The sequence below is a fragment of the Polaribacter sp. WD7 genome, assembly GCF_003335085.1.
In the GTDB taxonomy this organism is placed as follows: Bacteria; Bacteroidota; Bacteroidia; order Flavobacteriales; family Flavobacteriaceae; genus Polaribacter.
In genome coordinates this window covers 445513-463419 of sequence record NZ_QPEJ01000018.1, presented here as the reverse complement: position 1 = coordinate 463419, position 17907 = coordinate 445513, and the positions used below count along the sequence as shown (strand labels likewise).

Below are 17907 nucleotides of genomic sequence, written 5' to 3'. Positions count from 1 at the left end.
AATTATGGAATTTACACACGATGCTAAGAACAATAGATTTACATTAGATGTAAACGGAGCAATAGCTAAAGTAGACTACACCTTAAAAAATGATAAAATGTATTTGGTGTATTCAGAAGTTCCGCACAATTTAAGAGGTCAAGGAATAGGTAAAATACTAGTAGAAAAAACATTTGAGCACTTGACAAAAGAAGGCTACAAGGCTGTAGCTATATGCGGCTATATAAAATTGGTAGCTTCACGAAGTGAAAAATGGAAACATATAATAGAATAGTTTAGCAATACTAAAATGCAATTAAGCCTTAACAACACATTTACATCAGAATTACCAGCAGATAAAATTCTTGAAAACTCCAGAAGACAAGTACATAATGCCGTTTTTTCTTATGTTAATCCTAAAAAAACCAGTGCTCCAAAAGTTATTCATACCTCTAAAGAAATGGCTAATCAATTAGGAATTTCATTAAAGGAAACGAAATCAGATTTTTTTAAAAATGTATTTACAGGTAATAAAATTTATCCTAATACAACACCTTTTGCCATGTGCTATGGTGGACACCAATTTGGCAATTGGGCTGGACAATTAGGAGACGGAAGAGCCATTAATCTGTTTGAAATTGAACATCAAAACAAGAACTGGAAAGTACAATTAAAAGGAGCTGGAGAAACACCATATTCTAGAACTGCGGATGGTTTAGCTGTGTTACGTTCTTCTATAAGAGAGTATTTGTGTGCAGAAGCCATGTACCATTTGGGAGTTCCTACAACAAGGTCTTTATCATTAAGTTTGTCTGGAGACAATGTTTTACGAGACATATTATACAATGGAAATCCTGCGTATGAAAAAGGAGCAATTGTTTCTAGAATTTCTCCATCTTTTTTACGCTTTGGTAATTTTGAAATTTTTGCTGCTAGAAACGATGTAAAAAATTTAAAAATCTTAACAGACTATACCATAAAACATCATTTTGCCCATTTAGGAAAACCATCAAAAGAAGTTTATCTTAAATTTTTTCAAGAAGTTTCTAAACAAACTTTAGAAATGATTATTCATTGGCAACGCGTAGGTTTTGTTCATGGAGTGATGAATACAGATAACATGTCTATTTTAGGGCTAACCATAGATTATGGTCCTTATGGTTGGTTAGAAGGTTTTGATTTTGGATGGACACCCAATACAACAGACAGACAAAACAAACGCTACAGATATGGCAATCAACCCAATATGGGATTATGGAATTTGTTTCAACTTGCTAATGCTTTATATCCGTTAATTGAAGAAATTCCTCCTTTAGAAAACGTATTGGCAGACTATAAAACAGATTTTGAAAAGCAGTCTTTAGCAATGATGAAATCTAAGTTAGGTTTTTTTACAGAGAATAAAAATGACTTGGGTATCATTCAAAATCTAGAGGATACGTTGCAATTAGTAGAAACAGATATGACTATCTTTTTTCGAAATTTAAGTAATTTTTCTGATCAAAATACTGGATTAAAAGTGATTGAGGATGCATTTTATAATTTTGAAAACATCTCTGATGAAGTAAAAAAATTATGGAATTCTTGGTTAAAAATATACGCGAAAAGATTGCAAGAAGAAAAACTTTCTCATCAACAAAGAAAAGAGAAAATGAATGCTGTAAACCCTAAATACGTTTTACGCAATTACATGGCGCAATTGGCTATTGATGCTGCAGATAAAGGTAATTACGATTTAATTGATGAGTTTTACATTCTTCTTAAAAAACCATATGAAGAACAACCTGAAAATGAAAAATGGTTTGCAAAAAGACCAGAATGGGCAAGACACAAAGTAGGTTGCTCTATGTTATCTTGCAGCTCTTAAAAGGTAAATAATAGATACTACTTTCTTTATTTATAAATGTGTCTTTAGCTTAAAATTTTCTGGCATCTAACAAACAAAACTCAATAAAAAACAGTAACTTTAAGGTATCTTTTTTATATAAATGCTTACTTTCTATTAAAAAACCTTAATGAAATTATCAATTCAAAAGCTTTTAATTCCGTTATTTCTTGTAGCAGGAATTTTAGTGGCTTCTAACTATTCTAGAACACATATAGAGACGTATATCGTTGTTGAAGAACAATCAGAAAATGAGAAAAATTTTCATAAGATGATGGATGTTCTCACACACAAACGTTGTGTAAATTGTCATCCAAATGATAACATTCCGAAACAAGGCGAAGATAGTCACCCTCACTATTTTGGCATCTCTGGCGGACAAAATAATATGGGTTACCAAGCTACAAAATGTACTACTTGTCATCAATCAGAAAATAATGATTATGCTGGCGTTCCTGGAAATCCAGAATGGGCCTTGGCACCACATAGTATGAAGTGGGAAGGTCTAGACCGCTATGAAATTGCAGCGTCAATATTAGACTCTAAACGAAATGGTGGTAGAACAAATGAAGAAACCATGCATCATTTAACAGAACATTCTTTGGTTTTATGGGCTTGGAATCCGGGTATAAACGCAGCAGGTATTCCTCGTGAAAAACCACCTGTACCTCTAGAAGAATATAAAAAAGTAGTGAAACAGTGGTTTAAAGACGGTGCAATTATTCCTCAAAAAAAATAACGCTAATGACAATATCATTCTCTATAAATAACAAACCATCAACTATAGAAATTGAAGATGAAAACACACCACTACTTTGGGTAATACGTGACGTACTAAATCTAAAAGGTACTAAGTTTGGTTGTGGTAAAGCCGCTTGCGGCGCATGTACGTTGCATGTTAATGGGCAAGCTGTTCGGTCTTGTTCCTATGCTATAAAATATGCTCAGGGCAAGAATATTACTACCATAGAAGGTTTAGGAACTCCAGAAAATCCTCATCCTGTACAACGAGCTTGGATTGAAGAGGTTGTTCCTCAATGTGGTTATTGCCAACCAGGTTTTATGATGGCTACAGCTGCTTTATTAAATGAAATCCCAAATCCAACAGACAAAGATATAGACAACAATATTGTTAATATTTGCAGATGTGCTACCTACTACAGAATACGTAAAGCCATACATAGAGCAGTAGATTTGCATAAAACCAACTCTAAAACTGATAAAAATGACTAAGAAAATATCTCGCAGAAAATTTTTAGTTAGAGGTGGATTAAGCACTTTGGGTGTTCTTGCCATAGGCACTTATGCATTTAGAAATCCTCTTAGAAGAAAAGTTTTGGGTATGGTAGAAACCTTACCTCCCACTTACGTGGGAAGCGGAACTGAACCCAATTTATGGTTTGAACTCACCGCAAAAAACACCCTTATTTTCCATTCTCCCAAAGTAGAAATGGGACAAGGTGCTTTTACAGGCTTTGCTCAAATGATTGCTGATGAAATGGATTTGAGAATAGACCAAATAGAAGTTATTGGTGCAGCAACAAAAACAGGAATTGTAGATGCTTTAGCCACAGGCGGTAGCTTATCTGTAAGTAGTTTATGGACACCACTTCGAGAACTTTCTGCCACCATGAGAGAAATGTTGAAAATTGAAGCCGCTAAAAAATTGAATACTGATATTGCATTACTAACTACAAAAGAAGGGCAAATTTCTAACGGAAAAGAAACCATTGCCTATGCTGCAATTGCCAATGGAATTACGGAATGGGAAATACCAGACACACCTGATTTAAAACCCGTAAAAAACTATAAATTTATTGGTAAACCTATTAAACGTATAGATTTAAATGCAAAAGTTTTTGGTGATCCTATTTTTGGTTTAGATGCAACAATGCCAGAGATGTTATACGCTAGTATAATTAGACCAAGTGTTGTAGGTGCTACTTTTAAAAAGGCAAATTTTTCTGCTGCTAAATCTATGAGTGGTGTTGTACAAATTGTTCAAATTGATGATTGGGTTGGTATTATTGCTAAATCGTATCCGCAAGTTTTGGCTGCAAAAAGAACTATAGAAATAGATTGGAACATTGAAAAACTTTGGACAGAAGAAGAATTAAGAGAAATGCTTAAAGTAGGTAAAGGCAAACAGATGATTACCCAAAAAGAAGGAAATGCACTAGACATTAATGATAAAGATACCACAAGCATTCAATTTACAAGCCCTTTAGGTGCACATGCTCAAATAGAACCAAATGCAGCTGTAGCCAATTATAATCATGGCAATATTACAGTAATTTTATCTACTCAAGTTCCTGGTTTAACACAAAATGCAGTTGCAAAAGCATTAGATGTAAATAAAGAAAATGTAAATATTATTCCTACTTACCTCGGTGGTGGTTTCGGAAGAAGGTTAAATACCAATCATGCAATACAAACCGTACAGCTTTCTAAAGTCGTGGGTAAGCCCGTAAAATATATCTTTAGTAGAAAAGAAGAATTTCAGAACGATTTGTTTAGACCTCCTACACATCATATCGTTAAAGGAAAACTTAACAAAGAAGGCTTTTTAGATACTTTAGAACATCATTATGCTAGTGGAGATGTTTCTGTCAATTCTATTATGATGCCTAAAATTGCTACTACTGTTTTGGGTACAGATATTGGCGCCATGCGTGGTGCACATATTATGTATGACAAAATACCCAATTATAGAGCTGTTCAATGGCATCAGACCTTACCTTTTGCAACAAGTTGGTGGCGTAGTTTAGGGTTGTTGGCAAATACTTTTGCTATAGAAAGTTTTATAGATGAAATGGCTATAAAAGCAAATAAAAATCCTATCCATTTTCGTTTGGCTAGTATTGATAATAAAGGCAATCAGAAAAGACTGTATAATGTTATAACATTGGCTTCTGAAAAAGGAAATTATAACGATAACATTACAAACGGAAAAGCAATGGGTTTTGCTGCTTCTATAGATACAAACTCGCCTGCCGCTCATGTTGTCGAAGTTTCTATAGAAAACAATCAAATTAAAGTGCACAAGGTAACTTGTGCTTTTGATTGCGGTGTTATTGTCAATCCAGATCAGGTTAAAGCGCAATGTGAAGGTGCCATAATTATGGGAATGAGTGCTGCCATGTTTGAAAAAATGACACTTAAAGATGGTGCGTTACATCCAACCATATACGGGCCTTATGACATGGCACTAATAAAACATGCGCCCAAAGAAATAGACATCCATTTTATTCAAGGAAAAGATATTCCTTTACCTGTTGGAGAGCCCCCTATGGGACCAATTGGAGCAGCCATTGCTAATGCAGTGAGAAGATTAACAGGAAAAAGATTAACCAATTTACCATTACAATTACATGAATAAAAAGATAGGTTTAGGTACAGCTGCTTTAGGAAGACCTCAATACATAAACATTCGTCTTGAAAATTGCGATAATTCTGATGTTTCAGCATTTAGAGCACAAAGTTTTTCTGTCTTAGAAGAAGCGTACAAAGCAGGCGTACGATATTTTGATACTGCACCTGGTTATGGTTTAGCAGAAGAATTGTTATTAGAATGGTTACAAACAAAAAATGACAACAGCATACAAGTAGCTACAAAATGGGGATATACATATACAGCAAACTTTAACGCCAACGCAAAAGTACACGAGGTTAAAGAACATAGTTTGCAAAAACTAAATGAGCAATGGCATTTTTCTAAACAACTTTTGCCTTATTTAAAGGTATATCAAATTCACTCAGCAACATTAGACACAGGAGTTTTAGAAAATTCTGAAGTTTTAAAACAATTGGCATTTTTAAAAAAAGAGTACAATTTAAAAATCGGCATCACTACTTCTGGATCAAATCAAGTAGAAATCATAAAAAAAGCATTAGAGGTTCTAGTAGATGAATCTCCTATTTTTGACGTTTTTCAAGTTACTTACAACTTTTTAGATCAAAGTTTTTTAGCTATTGCTAATGAATTGATTCGTCAAAAAAAGTCGATAGTGATTAAAGAAGCTCTAGCAAATGGTAGAGTTTTTCCGAATACAAACTATCAAAACTACACAGCTATGTATGGCAAGTTGAAAGATTTGACATTAAAATACAATGTTGGTGTAGATGCCATTGCATTGCAGTTTTGTTTGCAAAGCATACCAAATGCAACTGTATTGAGTGGTGCAAGCTCTACAAAACAGTTGCACCAAAACTTAAAAGCATCTTCTTTGTTGCTTTCTGATGAGGATATGAAAACATTACAATCTTTTAATATTTCTCCAGAATTTTACTGGTCAGAAAGAAAACAATTGCAATGGAATTAACTAGAATTGCTTTTGGAGGAGGTTGTCATTGGTGCACAGAAGCCGTTTTTCAATCTCTAATTGGTGTTGCCAAAGTAGAACAAGGTTGGGTAGCTTCTTTACATGATAACGCTACTTTTTCTGAAGCAGTTGTAGTACATTATAATGAAAATATAGATTTAAAAACATTACTGCACATCCATTTATTAACTCATAAAAGTACTAGCAATCATTCTATGAGAAACAAATATCGTTCTGCAGTTTACTATTTTTCTGAGCATCAAAAAAAAGAAATTGAACCACTTCTTAAAGCATTTCAATCAAAATTTTCTAACAAAATTATAACTCAAATATTGGCTTTTCATCAATTTAAACCCTCTACGGAAGAATTTCAGAATTATTATTTAGCCAATCCTAAAAAACCTTTTTGTCAAAATTATATAGATCCTAAGCTAAAATTATTACTTCAAAAATTTTCATCAAAAATAGATACTAGTAAAGTAAGTCATTTGATTTCGACTACGTAAAAAACCAACCTTATGAATACAATTAGACTTGAAATTGAAAACAAAAAAGGACTAAAACTAAGAGCTTATTTAGAGTTACCTGCCAATCAAAAACCAAATCATTTTGCAATTTTTGCACATTGCTTTTCTTGCAATAGTAATTTTAATGCTGTAAAAAACATCAGTCGTTCTTTATCTAATCACAGTTTTGGGGTTGTAAGGTTTGATTTTACAGGTTTAGGAAGAAGTGAAGGTGATTTTTCTGACAGCCATTTTTCTGCCAATGTAGATGATTTACTAGCTGTAAATGACTACATAACAAAACATTACAAGTCTCCTAGTTTATTAGTAGGGCATTCTTTAGGTGGTGCTGCAGCTATTGTAGCTGCTTCTAAATTAAAAAATATTAAAGCAGTGGCAACTGTTGGTGCGCCTGCAACTGTGGGGCATGTAACGCATTTATTTTCTCATGCAGTAGAAGAAGTTGCAGAAAAAGGAGAAGTTGAAGTTACAATTGGTGGAAGACCCTTTGTTATAAATCAAGATTTTGTAAAAGATTTTCATAAAACAGACTTACCAAAAATTATAAAAGAACTTAGAAAACCTATTCTGGTCATGCATGCTCCTTTTGACAATATCGTGGGTATAGAAAATGCACATCAAATTTATCATAATGCAATGCATCCAAAGAGTTTTATTAGTTTAGACGATGCAGATCATTTGCTTTCTAAGAATTCTGATAGCGTATACGTGGGCAATTTAATTGGTACTTGGGTAGATAAATACTGTGAACCCGAAGAAAATGAAATGTTACAAATAAACGGAGAACAATTGGTAGCGCATTTAAATATACAAGAAGATAATTTTACAACTTCTATACAAACCAAAAAACATTCTTTTATTGCTGATGAACCTGCTACCATTGGAGGTGATGATTTTGGTCCGTCTCCATACGATTATCTAAGTGCTGGTTTAGCGGCTTGTACAGTTATGACCTTAAAAATGTATGCAGAACGTAAAAAGTGGGACTTACAAGAAGTATTTGCTTACATAACCTATTCTAAAAAACATAGTGATGATTTAGGGATAGAATTAGACAAACCTACACGTTTAGATCATCTTCAAAAAAAGTTAAAATTAGTAGGCAATTTAGATGAAACGCAAAGAAAAAGACTTAAAGAAATTGCATCTAAATGTCCAGTTCACAAAACATTATTAACCACTACTATTATAGACACAGAATTGATTTAAAAATAATATCTTCGTAAAAAGAGTTTTTGAAGAAACAGTATGTTTTTCAAGAAATAAAGATGTAGTTTTTAATGATTCATGAACTTAAAGAAATACTAAAGCAAAGTGTTATCAATCAACAAAAAGGATTGAAAAATGTGTTGGCTTCTGTGGTTCATTTAAATGGTTCTTCTTATCGAAAACCTGGGGTTAGAATGTTAATTTCTGAAGATTTAAACTATGTAGGAGCCGTTAGTGGTGGTTGCGTAGAAAAAGAAATCATACAAAGAAGCACCTCTGTTTTTTTAGATGGAAAATCAAAAATTATTACTTATGATGGCAGATATAGATTGGGTTGCGAAGGAATTCTATATATTTTAATTGAACCTTTTTTTGTTACTGATAATTTTTTAGCCTCGTACTCTAAAGCAATTTTAAATAGAGAAACTTTAAAAATTGAAAGTTGGTACGCATTACAGGATGAAAGCTTTGGAACTTTTGGTTCTCAAATTACTTTTAACAATAAGCAACAATTTACATTTTCTAACAAATTTGAGCCTAAAAAAAATACAATCTCTTTTACACAAATAGTACAACCTGCTTTTAGACTTATTATTATTGGTGGTGAGCATGATGCTGTTAAACTTTGTAAAATTAGTGCAAATTTAGGATGGCAAGTAGACGTAATTACCGCTGCAAAAGACAGCAAACAATTGCATGATTTTTCTGGAGCAACTACCGTAGTTGGAGAAAGTCCAGAAACTATTCAGTTTTCTAATATAGATAAACATACGGCTATTGTAATTATGAATCATAGTTACGTTCAAGATCTAAAATATGTTATCCAATTGGCTAAACATCAAGCAAAATATATTGGTATTTTAGGTGCTCCTAAACGTCGAGAACGTTTATTCTCTGATCTTTTTGATTATGTACCTGATATTTCTGATGCTTTTTTAGATACAATTTATACTCCTGCTGGTTTACATATTGGCGCTCAAACCCCAGAAGAAATTGCCGTTTCTATTCTAGCAGAAATCTTATCTGTAGTTAGAAAAAAAGAACCTTTTTCTCTAAGAAATTTGAATGGAAAGATACACAGTTCTTAAATGAAAGATATTGCTATTTTACTTTTAGCCGCAGGAAAATCATCAAGAATGAATGGTATTAAACAACTTCTTAAAGTAAACCACAAAACGCTTTTAGAAATTACTATTGATAAAGTAAAAGCACTAAAAAACAGCACCGTGTTTTGTGTTTTAGGAGCAAACGCAAACCGTATCCAAAAAGAAATTAACACAAATGAGCTAAAGTATATTATAAACCCTAACTACAATGAGGGCTTAAGTTCTAGTATTATAGCTGGTCTACGTCATGTAAATACTAATACACATAGTTATAAAGGTATTTTTATCATTTTAGCAGATCAACCCGCAATATCTTCAACCTATTTAGCTAAAATGATAGCTATCTTTAACAACAATACTTCTAAAATTGTTGCCTCAAATTATCAAGGTAAAGCAGGTGTTCCTGCTATCTTTCCGTATACATACTTTAAAAAGTTATTGAAAATTACGGGAGATAAGGGCGCTAAAGAATTACTAAAAAAAAACGAAAAAGATATTATTTTCTGTAACTTGCCTACAAATTTAGTTGATATTGATACTCCTGAAGATTATTTAAATTACCTAAATAGTATTTAACTTATGAAACTACACAAACTTCTCTTTTTTATCACTATAACAATTTTATTTGTTTCTTGTGCAACCCTTAAAATGCAAGTTGTAAATGATCATCAGTTTACACCAAAAAAAGATAGTTTAAATGTTTTACATTCTTTCTATTTAATAGGTGATGCTGGTAACTCAGATTTATATAAAAAAGATTCTGCATTAGCTTATTTAGATAAAGAAATTTTAAAGGCCAAAAAAAATGCTACACTAATTTTTTTAGGAGATAATGTATATCCTAAGGGAATTCCCGATAAAAATTCTAAAAATTACAAACTTGCCAAACATAGGTTAAAAGTACAAACCGATATTGGTAAAAAATTCCCAGGAAAAACAATTGTAATTCCCGGAAATCATGATTGGTACAATGGTTTAAAAGGGTTAAGAAGACAAGAAAAGTTAGTAGACAAAGCACTTGGTAAAAATTCTTTTCAACCAGAAAAAGGGTGTCCTTTAGAAAAAATTGAAATTAATGATGAAATTAATGTCATTGTTGTAGATTCTCATTGGTATGTTACCAATTGGGACAAACATCCTGGAATAAACGATGATTGCGAAATAAAAACAAGAAAAAAGTTTTTTGAAGAATTTGAAAGTTTAATCAAAAAATCTCAAGGAAAAACAACGTTGGTTGCGCTACATCATCCTGTTTTTACAAATGGTCCTCACGGTGGGTATTATTCTTTAAAAAGTCATATGAAACCGCTACCTATTCTAGGCTCTATCCAAAATATTTTGAGAAAAACATCTGGTGTCACAAATACCGATCAGCAAAACTTTAAGTATAATGATTTACGAAAAAGAATTATTACCATTTCTCAACAAAACGAAAAAGTAATTTTTGTTTCTGGTCATGAGCATAGTTTACAATACATTGTTAAAGAAAATTTACCACAAATTGTAAGTGGTTCTGGCTCTAAACTTACTGCTGTAAAAAATGTTAATGGTGGTGTTTTTGGTTATGGAACCCAAGGTTTTGCAAGACTAGATGTTTATGAAGATGGATCTTCTACAGTGCATTTTTACACTGCAAAAGAAAGAAAAATTGTTTTTGAAGCCAATGTGTTTGATAAAGATAGTGTAGCCAAGTTTTCAGATTTCCCTAATGTAAATCTTACACACAAAAAAGCCTCCGTTTACACTCAAAAAGAAGTAGATAAAAGCAAACTCTATAAACTTCTTTGGGGTAAGCGTTACAGACAATATTTTGGTACAAAGGTAAACGTTCCTACAGTAAGTTTAGATACGCTATATGGAGGGTTAACTCCAGTAAGAAGAGGTGGTGGGCATCAATCTAAATCATTACGATTAAAAGATAAAAAGGGACGCGAATACGTTATGAGAGCATTGCGTAAAAATGCGGTTCAATATTTACAATCTGTAGTTTTTAAAGATCAATATGTAGAAGGTCAGTTTGAAGGTACTTTAACACAAGATTTACTTATGGATGTTTTTACGGGCTCTCACCCTTACGCTCCTTTTACAGTTGATAAATTAGCAGAAGCTATAGATATTTATCATACAAAACCAGTTCTGTTTTATGTACCAAAACAAAAAAAATTAGGAGAGTTTAATTTAGATTACGGAGATGAATTGTACATGATTGAAGAAAGAACTGATGAGGGTCATGGAGATAAAAAGAATTTTGGATACTCTAACAATTTGATTAGTACAGACGACTTAAGAAAAAATTTAAAGAAAGACGAAAAATATATCTTAGATGAAGAAACCTACATAAGAGCTCGTCTTTTCGACATGCTTATTGGAGATTGGGATAGACATCAAGACCAATGGAGATGGGCAGAATTTAAAAAAGGTGATAATATAGTATACAAGCCTGTACCAAGAGATAGAGACCAAGTATTCTCTATTTTTGGTGATGGTTTTTTACTCAATTTTTTAACTAATGCTTTACCAGGTTTAAAAGGATTGCGTTCTTATCAAGAAGATTTAAAAAATCCAAAGTGGTTTAGCTACTCTGCTTATCCGTTAGATATGATGCTAATAACAAGATCTGGAAAAGAAGTTTGGAAACAACAAGCTATTAGAATTCAAAACCAAATTACAGATGATGTTATAGATAGCGCTTTAGCAAAGTTTCCTAAAGAAGTACAAGATGAAACTATTAATGATATCAAAAAAAAATTAATAGGAAGGAAAAAAAATCTAAAAAAAATTGCCGAAAGATATTTTAAATACCTTAATGATTTTCAAGTTGTATTAGGCACTAACAAAGACGATTGGTTTGATATAGAACGTTTTGAAAATGGAGATACCAAAATAACTGCATACAGAATTAAGGATGGAAAAAAAGCAGATGTTTTACTGCAAAAAACATACTCTAATACCATTACTAAAGAAATATGGATATACGGTCTAGACGATGATGACATTTTTAACGTGAACGGAAAAAAAGGTAAAAACGCAATTAAACTAAAAATTATTGGTGGTTTAGATAATGATACTTATGAAGTAAATGTAAAAAACAAGGTTAGGGTGTACGATCATAAAACCAAAAAGAATACATTTAAAACCAAGCGTATTCATAAAAAATTAACAGACAATTACAAAACAAATACATACGATTATACCAAGACAAAAAGTACTACAAATTTAATATCGCCTGCAATTGGTTTTAATCCTGATGATGGAGTTAAACTAGGGCTTAAAAAAACAATTTTAGTAAATAATTTTGAACGAAACCCCTTTACCTCTAAACATGTTCTTTCTGGTTTCTATTATTTTGCTACAAGAGGATATGAATTGAAATATACTAGCGAGTTTGCTAACATTTTTGACAAATGGAATTTAGGCATAGCATCTAACTACACAAGTCCTAATTTTGCAAGAAATTTCTTTGGTTTTGGAAACGGATCTATAAATACAGAAGCAAATAAAGATGACCCTAATTTAGATTTCAATAGAGCAAGAATTAGACGTTTTAATGCGGGTTCTTTTATTAAATGGAGAGGAGATTTAGGTGCAAAAATTAAAATTGGTATTCAATATCAAAATTTTGATGTAGAGAGAACTCCTGGTCGTTTTATAGACAATCCTCAGTTTCCTGCAAAAAATAGAATATTTTCTATTCAGCAGTTTTTAAATGCAGAGGCAAGTTATACATATGAGCACTCAGACAATGCATCTTTTCCTACTTTAGGAGTCTCTTTTACTTCTAAATTAGGCTTTACCAATAACATACAAGAAGCAAGAAGTTTTGCTTATAATATTACCTCATTAGCCATAACTCATAAACTAATTCCTAACGGTAAATTAGTCTTAGCCTCAAAAGCAAAAGGGCATTTTATTATTGGTAGAGATTTTGAATTTTATCAGGCAGCAAACATTGGTGCTAATGAAGGATTAAGAGGTTTTAGAAATGAACGTTTTAATGGAAAAAACTCTTTTGTACAAACTACAGATATAAGATGGAATGCTAGTAAACTAAAAACAGCATTGTTACCCTTAAATCTTGGTTTTTATGGCGGGTTTGACTACGGTAAAGTTTGGGGTACACCAAACTCATTATCTGCAAACGCAATAAATAGCACTACCCTTCATACTTCTTATGGTGGTGGATTTTTTATAAATGCTGCAAACATGTTTGGAGGAACAATAGGTTATTTTGGTAGTAAAGATGGCTCTAGAATAGAAATAAGTTTAGGTTTTGATTTTTAATTATAAATGAATACAATTGCATTAGTTTTCGGTGCTTCTTTCGGCACTTTATCAGTCATTTTTGGAGCTTTTGGAGCCCACTTATTAAAAAAGAAATTAACAACAGCACAATTACAAAGTTTTGAAACTGGTGTAAAGTACCAAATGTATCATGCTATTGTTTTAGTGTTACTTGGGTTTCAATTAAGTAAAGATATAGCAATAAACAATTATATTATTTGGAGCTTTATTGTAGGAGTTTTACTATTTTCCTTTTCAATTTATGGCTTGGTGATTTCTTCTGCTCAAAATAAAAAATTAAAATTTTTGGGTCCTGTTACACCCTTAGGTGGTTTGTTTTTAATTTTGGGATGGGTCTTATTGCTTTTTAAATATTTATAATCTATTCTAAACTTAACTCATACAAATTACCTCCAGAATTTCTCGCAAATTCATCTGTTACTAAAAGAGTATTGTTATCTTTAAAACAAACACCTTCTTTCTGAGAGCGGTATGATAATTTAATTTCTTTTACATCACCTGAAAAAAAATTATCTCCTCTAAAATTAGAGAATACAAGAATATTTTGTTGTGATAATAAAACTACTTTATCTCCATTTGGAGAAATATCTGCAGAAGTTATCCAGCAATCATTATCCTCACAATTGTCATATTCTCCAACCAATTCAGCAACATGTTTCCCTTTTTGAGCAGGAATCTTGTATAAAAAAGTTTTTCCAAATTTATTTTTTACCCTACTTTTAGTAAAAATGTAAAAGTTATTCTTAAAATAGAAAAAAGATTCTGTATCAAAGAAACGGTTTTTCTTTTTGGGTGGAAATTTTTTTTGATTTGGATAACTAAATTCAATTTTTGTTACCTCAGCACTATTTGTGGTTAAATACTGTTGGTCTACTTTTAATATTCGTAAATTTTTTCTTCTGTTTCTATTATTTCCAAAATCACCAATATAAAGATTACCTTTATTATCAGAAGTTAAATCTTCCCAATCATGGTTTTTGGCCTTAACATCAACCACTTTTATAATTTTTCCTTTTTCTGAAACTAAGTATAATTTAGACGAATTACCTCCATCATTATGCACCCAAATAAGGTTAGAACTACTCACAAATTCTACACCAGAAACCTCTTTCAAGTCACTGGGTAAATCTCCAAGTATTTTAAGTTGACCAAAGTTTTGACAACTAAATAAAATTAATAAACCAAATAGTACTGCAACCTTTTTCATAATTATTCTTTTATAATTTACCATCCACCAGAGGCACCACCTCCACCAAAACTTCCACCACCAAAACCGCCACCAAAACCGCCACCAAAACCACCACCTCCAAAACTTCCGCCACCAGAAGAACTTCCAAAGCCTCGTCCGCCTCTACCTGCATTACTTAAAATAATGGTTTCTAAAATACTGCCTGCTACAGAACCTCTTCTATAACCTCGTCCTCCTCCTCTATTATTTTTATTTCCTTTAGAGATTAACCAAAAAAGAATAACAATAAAAATAATGAAGACAATAATTCCAGGGTCAAAACCTTGTGCATCTCTTTTTCGAGTTCCTTTAAACTCTCCGTTTAATGTTTTAAAAATATAATCTGCTCCGTTATTTAAACCTGCATAATAATCATTGCGTTTAAAATCTGGAATGATAATACTTTCTATAATTCTTTTAGATTGAAAATCTGTAAGTAAATGCTCTACACCTTTACCCGCTTGAATAGTTATTTTTCTGTCGTCTTTTGCCAACAACATTAAAATTCCGTTGTCTTCCTTTGCTTGACCTATACCCCATTTTTCTCCCCAGTTTGCGGCTAAATATGCAATATTTTCACCTTCGGTTGATGCGATAATTGCGACAACTATTTGGGTTGATGTAGTATCTGAATAACGAATCAACTTATTTTCTAAACTCTTTTTCTGAGCACTAGACAACAGGTTTATATAATCGTAAACACTAGTTTCAAACTTAGGTTTTTCAGGAATTTTATATCCTTGAGAAAAGAGCGCTATTGAACATAACAGAGTGAGTAAAAAAATATTTTTTTTACCAAAAACCAAAAATTGAACATAACTCTTTTTTTTGAATATCATCCTTTTGAGATTTCATTAGAAAGTTCATTTATATCATCAATTTGCCAAGGAAAATGAACCTTTAACTCTTCACCCGCTTTTAAAATACCGTCTATAAGACCTTTCTTAAAATCTTTGTGCTTAAAATGATTTTGCATTACATCTTTAGTTGCATTCCAAAAATCTTTAGAAACTACTTTATTGATGCCTTCATCTCCATAAATCACAAATTTTTTATCATGCACTGCTACGTATATCAAAACACCATTTTTATCTTTTGTATTGTTCATTTTAAGCAAATGAAATACTTCTAACGCACGTTGATAATGATCTTTTTCTGAAGAAGATTCTATATGTACACGTATTTCGCCAGAAGTATTTTGCTCTGCAATTCTAATAGCAGCAATAATCTCTTCTTCTTCTTGTGGAGTAAGAAAGGCTTCTACTTTAGACATTTATTGTTTTTTATTAAAATCAAAATTAATGTCTGGTGCATTCTCCGAACCAGGATTTGATTTGTAGCGAGACATTTCATCAAAATTAAAAATACCTGCTAAAAATGAGTTTGGAAAAACTTTAATATGCTTGTTATATTTGTTTACACCCTCATTAAAACGATCTCTGGCAACATTAATTCTGTTTTCAGTACCTTCTAACTGGCTTTGTAACTCTAAAAAGTTTTGATTTGCTTTTAAATCAGGATAACGCTCTACAGAAACTAATAACTTAGATAAAGCCCCTGTTAAACCAGATTGTGCTTGTTGAAACTGCGCCATTTTATCTGGAGTTAAATCACCTGCATTTATGTTTACAGAAGTTGCTTTAGCTCTTGCATTAATAACATCTGTTAGCGTACTTTTTTCAAAATCTGCTGCTCCTTGTACAGTTTTTACCAAGTTGCCTATCAAATCGTTTCTACGTTGGTAAGCACTCTCTACATTAGACCATGTTGTTTTTGCATCTTCTTGCAACACAACAGCTTCATTATTAAACCCTTTAGCCCAATTGTAAATACCAAATACAATAACTGCGATGACAATTACTGGAATTAACCATTTTTTCATAATTTCTAAATTTAATTTTGTTGATTTTCTGTTACACAATATTACCCAATAATCTTGAGAAAGTAAAACATATTTACGTATACCAATCTATTAGTAGTATAATTTACGTTTTGTTACAGTTGATTTTTAATTTTAATCAACTCTGCTTTTACAGCCTCTAACCTATTGATGATTTCTTGAGTATCATAAATAGAGTCTGGGTTTTTCTTTAATTTTTGTTTGGCCCCATCAAGCGTAAATCCGCGTTCTTTCACCAAATTAAAAATCAACTTGAAATTATTGATATCTTCTTGTGTAAAAAGACGATTTCCTTTTGCATTCTTTTTAGGTTTAATGATGTCAAATTCTTTTTCCCAAAACCGAATTAATGATGCATTTACCTGAAACGCTTTGGCAACTTCTCCAATTTTGTAGTACCTTTTTTCGGGTAAATCTATATGCATTTTTAGTTGATAAAAGTTAGTTGAAATACAGCTATATAGAGCTTATAAAGCTATTTAATCGTAAGATTGTCCTTCTTCTTCTGCTGCTTTTTGCATTGCTGCAAATTCTTCTGGAGTTAAATCTCCGTAATAAAAATTAATAGGATTTAATGCTCTATTGTTTTTATGCACCTCATAATGCAGGTGAGAAGAAACAGACCTACCTGTATTGCCTACATAACCTATTAAATCTCCTCGTTTTACTTTTTCTCCTCTTTTGGCTTTTATTTTACTCATGTGGGCATAAATAGTTTTGTACCCATAACCATGATCTATATATACTACTTTTCCAAAAGTAGGACTTCTTTGTGCTCTAATTACAGTTCCGTTTCCTGAAGCATAAATTGGTGTGCCTATAGGGGCTGTAAAATCCATCCCCTTATGAAACTTTCTTATTTTTAAAATAGGGTGCATTCTCCATTTATAACCAGAAGCCATCCTTGTCATATCTTCTAATTTAACCGGTAAAATTGCAGGAATAGAAGCTAACATTTTTTCTTTTTCTTTAGCCAATTCAACAATTTCATCTAAAGATTTAGATTGTACAACCAATTGTTTAGAAAGTACATCTATATCTTTGGTTAACTTTTTAACCATGGTAGAATTATCAAAACCGTCTAAATACTTATACCTGTTTACACCTCCAAAACCAGCTTTTCTTTGCTCATCAGGTATTGGGTTTGCTTCAAAGTATGTTCTATAAATATTGTTGTCTCTTTCTTGTAGTTGTGCTAAAATCTCATTACTCTCTTGCATTCTTTTAGACAATAGTTCATAATGCAATTTTAAATTTTCTAGCTCTCTTTTTTGAGCACGTTCTGTAGGAGACATGATAAACTGACTAAATACAATAAAACCAATAAATGCAATTAAAAACACCCCTAAAATACCAAAGATGGTTTTCTTATAATAAGCACTCTTTTTTACAGTAATTTTTCTGTAAGAAAGGGTATCTGCATCGTAATAATATTTTACTTTCGCCATA

At 31.9% G+C, this 17907-nt stretch carries 18 protein-coding genes; 12 read left to right on the top strand and 6 right to left on the bottom strand.

Annotated features, from left to right (window positions below; genetic code table 11):
* Positions 1-4: 4 nt before the first annotated feature.
* The 12 genes from DUT90_RS11295 (at position 5) to DUT90_RS11240 (ending at position 13690) form a co-directional block, all read left to right on the top strand.
* Positions 5-274: a GNAT family N-acetyltransferase gene (locus DUT90_RS11295; RefSeq protein WP_114427293.1), complete on the top strand. Its 270-nt coding sequence runs from the start codon at positions 5-7 to the stop codon at positions 272-274.
* Positions 275-289: 15 nt separating this feature from the next.
* Positions 290-1846 carry a YdiU family protein gene (locus DUT90_RS11290; protein ID WP_114427292.1) on the top strand — a complete coding sequence of 519 codons (1557 nt, stop codon included), beginning with the start codon at positions 290-292 and terminating at the stop codon, positions 1844-1846.
* Positions 1847-1994: 148 nt separating this feature from the next.
* Positions 1995-2603, top strand: coding sequence for a hypothetical protein (locus tag DUT90_RS11285; RefSeq protein ID WP_114427291.1), 609 nt, complete (start codon positions 1995-1997; stop codon positions 2601-2603).
* 5 nt (positions 2604-2608) lie between these two features.
* Positions 2609-3097: a (2Fe-2S)-binding protein gene (locus DUT90_RS11280; protein WP_114427290.1), complete on the top strand. Its 489-nt coding sequence runs from the start codon at positions 2609-2611 to the stop codon at positions 3095-3097.
* Positions 3090-5243 (top strand): molybdopterin cofactor-binding domain-containing protein, encoded by a 2154-nt coding sequence (locus DUT90_RS11275; protein WP_114427289.1) that lies wholly within the window; start codon positions 3090-3092, stop codon positions 5241-5243. Before DUT90_RS11280 ends, DUT90_RS11275 begins: the two co-directional genes overlap by 8 nt.
* Positions 5236-6186, top strand: a complete 951-nt coding sequence (locus DUT90_RS11270) for an aldo/keto reductase (protein ID WP_114427288.1) — start codon at positions 5236-5238, stop codon at positions 6184-6186. Before DUT90_RS11275 ends, DUT90_RS11270 begins: the two co-directional genes overlap by 8 nt.
* Positions 6177-6692 carry a peptide-methionine (S)-S-oxide reductase gene (locus tag DUT90_RS11265; RefSeq protein WP_114427287.1) on the top strand — a complete coding sequence of 172 codons (516 nt, stop codon included), beginning with the start codon at positions 6177-6179 and terminating at the stop codon, positions 6690-6692. The genes DUT90_RS11270 and DUT90_RS11265 overlap by 10 nt, the downstream gene beginning before the upstream one ends.
* A 12-nt stretch (positions 6693-6704) precedes the next feature.
* Entirely contained in the window at positions 6705-7922 is a 1218-nt protein-coding gene (locus tag DUT90_RS11260) for a bifunctional alpha/beta hydrolase/OsmC family protein (protein WP_114427286.1), read from the top strand.
* 71 nt (positions 7923-7993) lie between these two features.
* On the top strand, positions 7994-9010 hold the full coding sequence (locus DUT90_RS11255; protein WP_114427285.1) for an XdhC family protein: 1017 nt from the start codon (positions 7994-7996) through the stop codon (positions 9008-9010).
* On the top strand, positions 9011-9604 hold the full coding sequence (locus tag DUT90_RS11250) for an NTP transferase domain-containing protein (RefSeq protein WP_114427284.1): 594 nt from the start codon (positions 9011-9013) through the stop codon (positions 9602-9604).
* 3 nt (positions 9605-9607) lie between these two features.
* Positions 9608-13309 carry a metallophosphoesterase gene (locus tag DUT90_RS11245; RefSeq protein WP_114427283.1) on the top strand — a complete coding sequence of 1234 codons (3702 nt, stop codon included), beginning with the start codon at positions 9608-9610 and terminating at the stop codon, positions 13307-13309.
* Between the two features lie 6 nt (positions 13310-13315).
* The gene (locus tag DUT90_RS11240) at positions 13316-13690 is read left to right on the top strand and encodes a DUF423 domain-containing protein (RefSeq protein WP_114427282.1); all 375 of its coding nucleotides are present in this window, start codon (positions 13316-13318) and stop codon (positions 13688-13690) included.
* Position 13691: 1 nt separating this feature from the next.
* On the opposite strand, the gene DUT90_RS11235 is transcribed toward DUT90_RS11240, so the two are convergent.
* From DUT90_RS11235 to DUT90_RS11210, 6 genes are all read right to left on the bottom strand, one after another.
* Positions 13692-14537 (bottom strand): hypothetical protein, encoded by an 846-nt coding sequence (locus DUT90_RS11235; RefSeq protein WP_258848549.1) that lies wholly within the window; start codon positions 14535-14537, stop codon positions 13692-13694.
* Positions 14538-14554: 17 nt separating this feature from the next.
* The gene (locus DUT90_RS11230) at positions 14555-15397 is read right to left on the bottom strand and encodes a YgcG family protein (protein ID WP_114427281.1); all 843 of its coding nucleotides are present in this window, start codon (positions 15395-15397) and stop codon (positions 14555-14557) included.
* Complete coding sequence (locus DUT90_RS11225; protein WP_114427280.1) at positions 15394-15831, bottom strand: TPM domain-containing protein; 438 nt, start codon at positions 15829-15831, stop codon at positions 15394-15396. The genes DUT90_RS11230 and DUT90_RS11225 overlap by 4 nt, the downstream gene beginning before the upstream one ends.
* The gene (locus DUT90_RS11220; RefSeq protein ID WP_114427666.1) at positions 15832-16440 is read right to left on the bottom strand and encodes a LemA family protein; all 609 of its coding nucleotides are present in this window, start codon (positions 16438-16440) and stop codon (positions 15832-15834) included.
* Positions 16441-16553: 113 nt separating this feature from the next.
* Positions 16554-16883: a MerR family transcriptional regulator gene (locus DUT90_RS11215; protein ID WP_114427279.1), complete on the bottom strand. Its 330-nt coding sequence runs from the start codon at positions 16881-16883 to the stop codon at positions 16554-16556.
* Positions 16884-16937: 54 nt separating this feature from the next.
* On the bottom strand, positions 16938-17906 hold the full coding sequence (locus DUT90_RS11210) for a M23 family metallopeptidase (protein ID WP_114427278.1): 969 nt from the start codon (positions 17904-17906) through the stop codon (positions 16938-16940).
* Position 17907 lies beyond the last annotated feature (1 nt).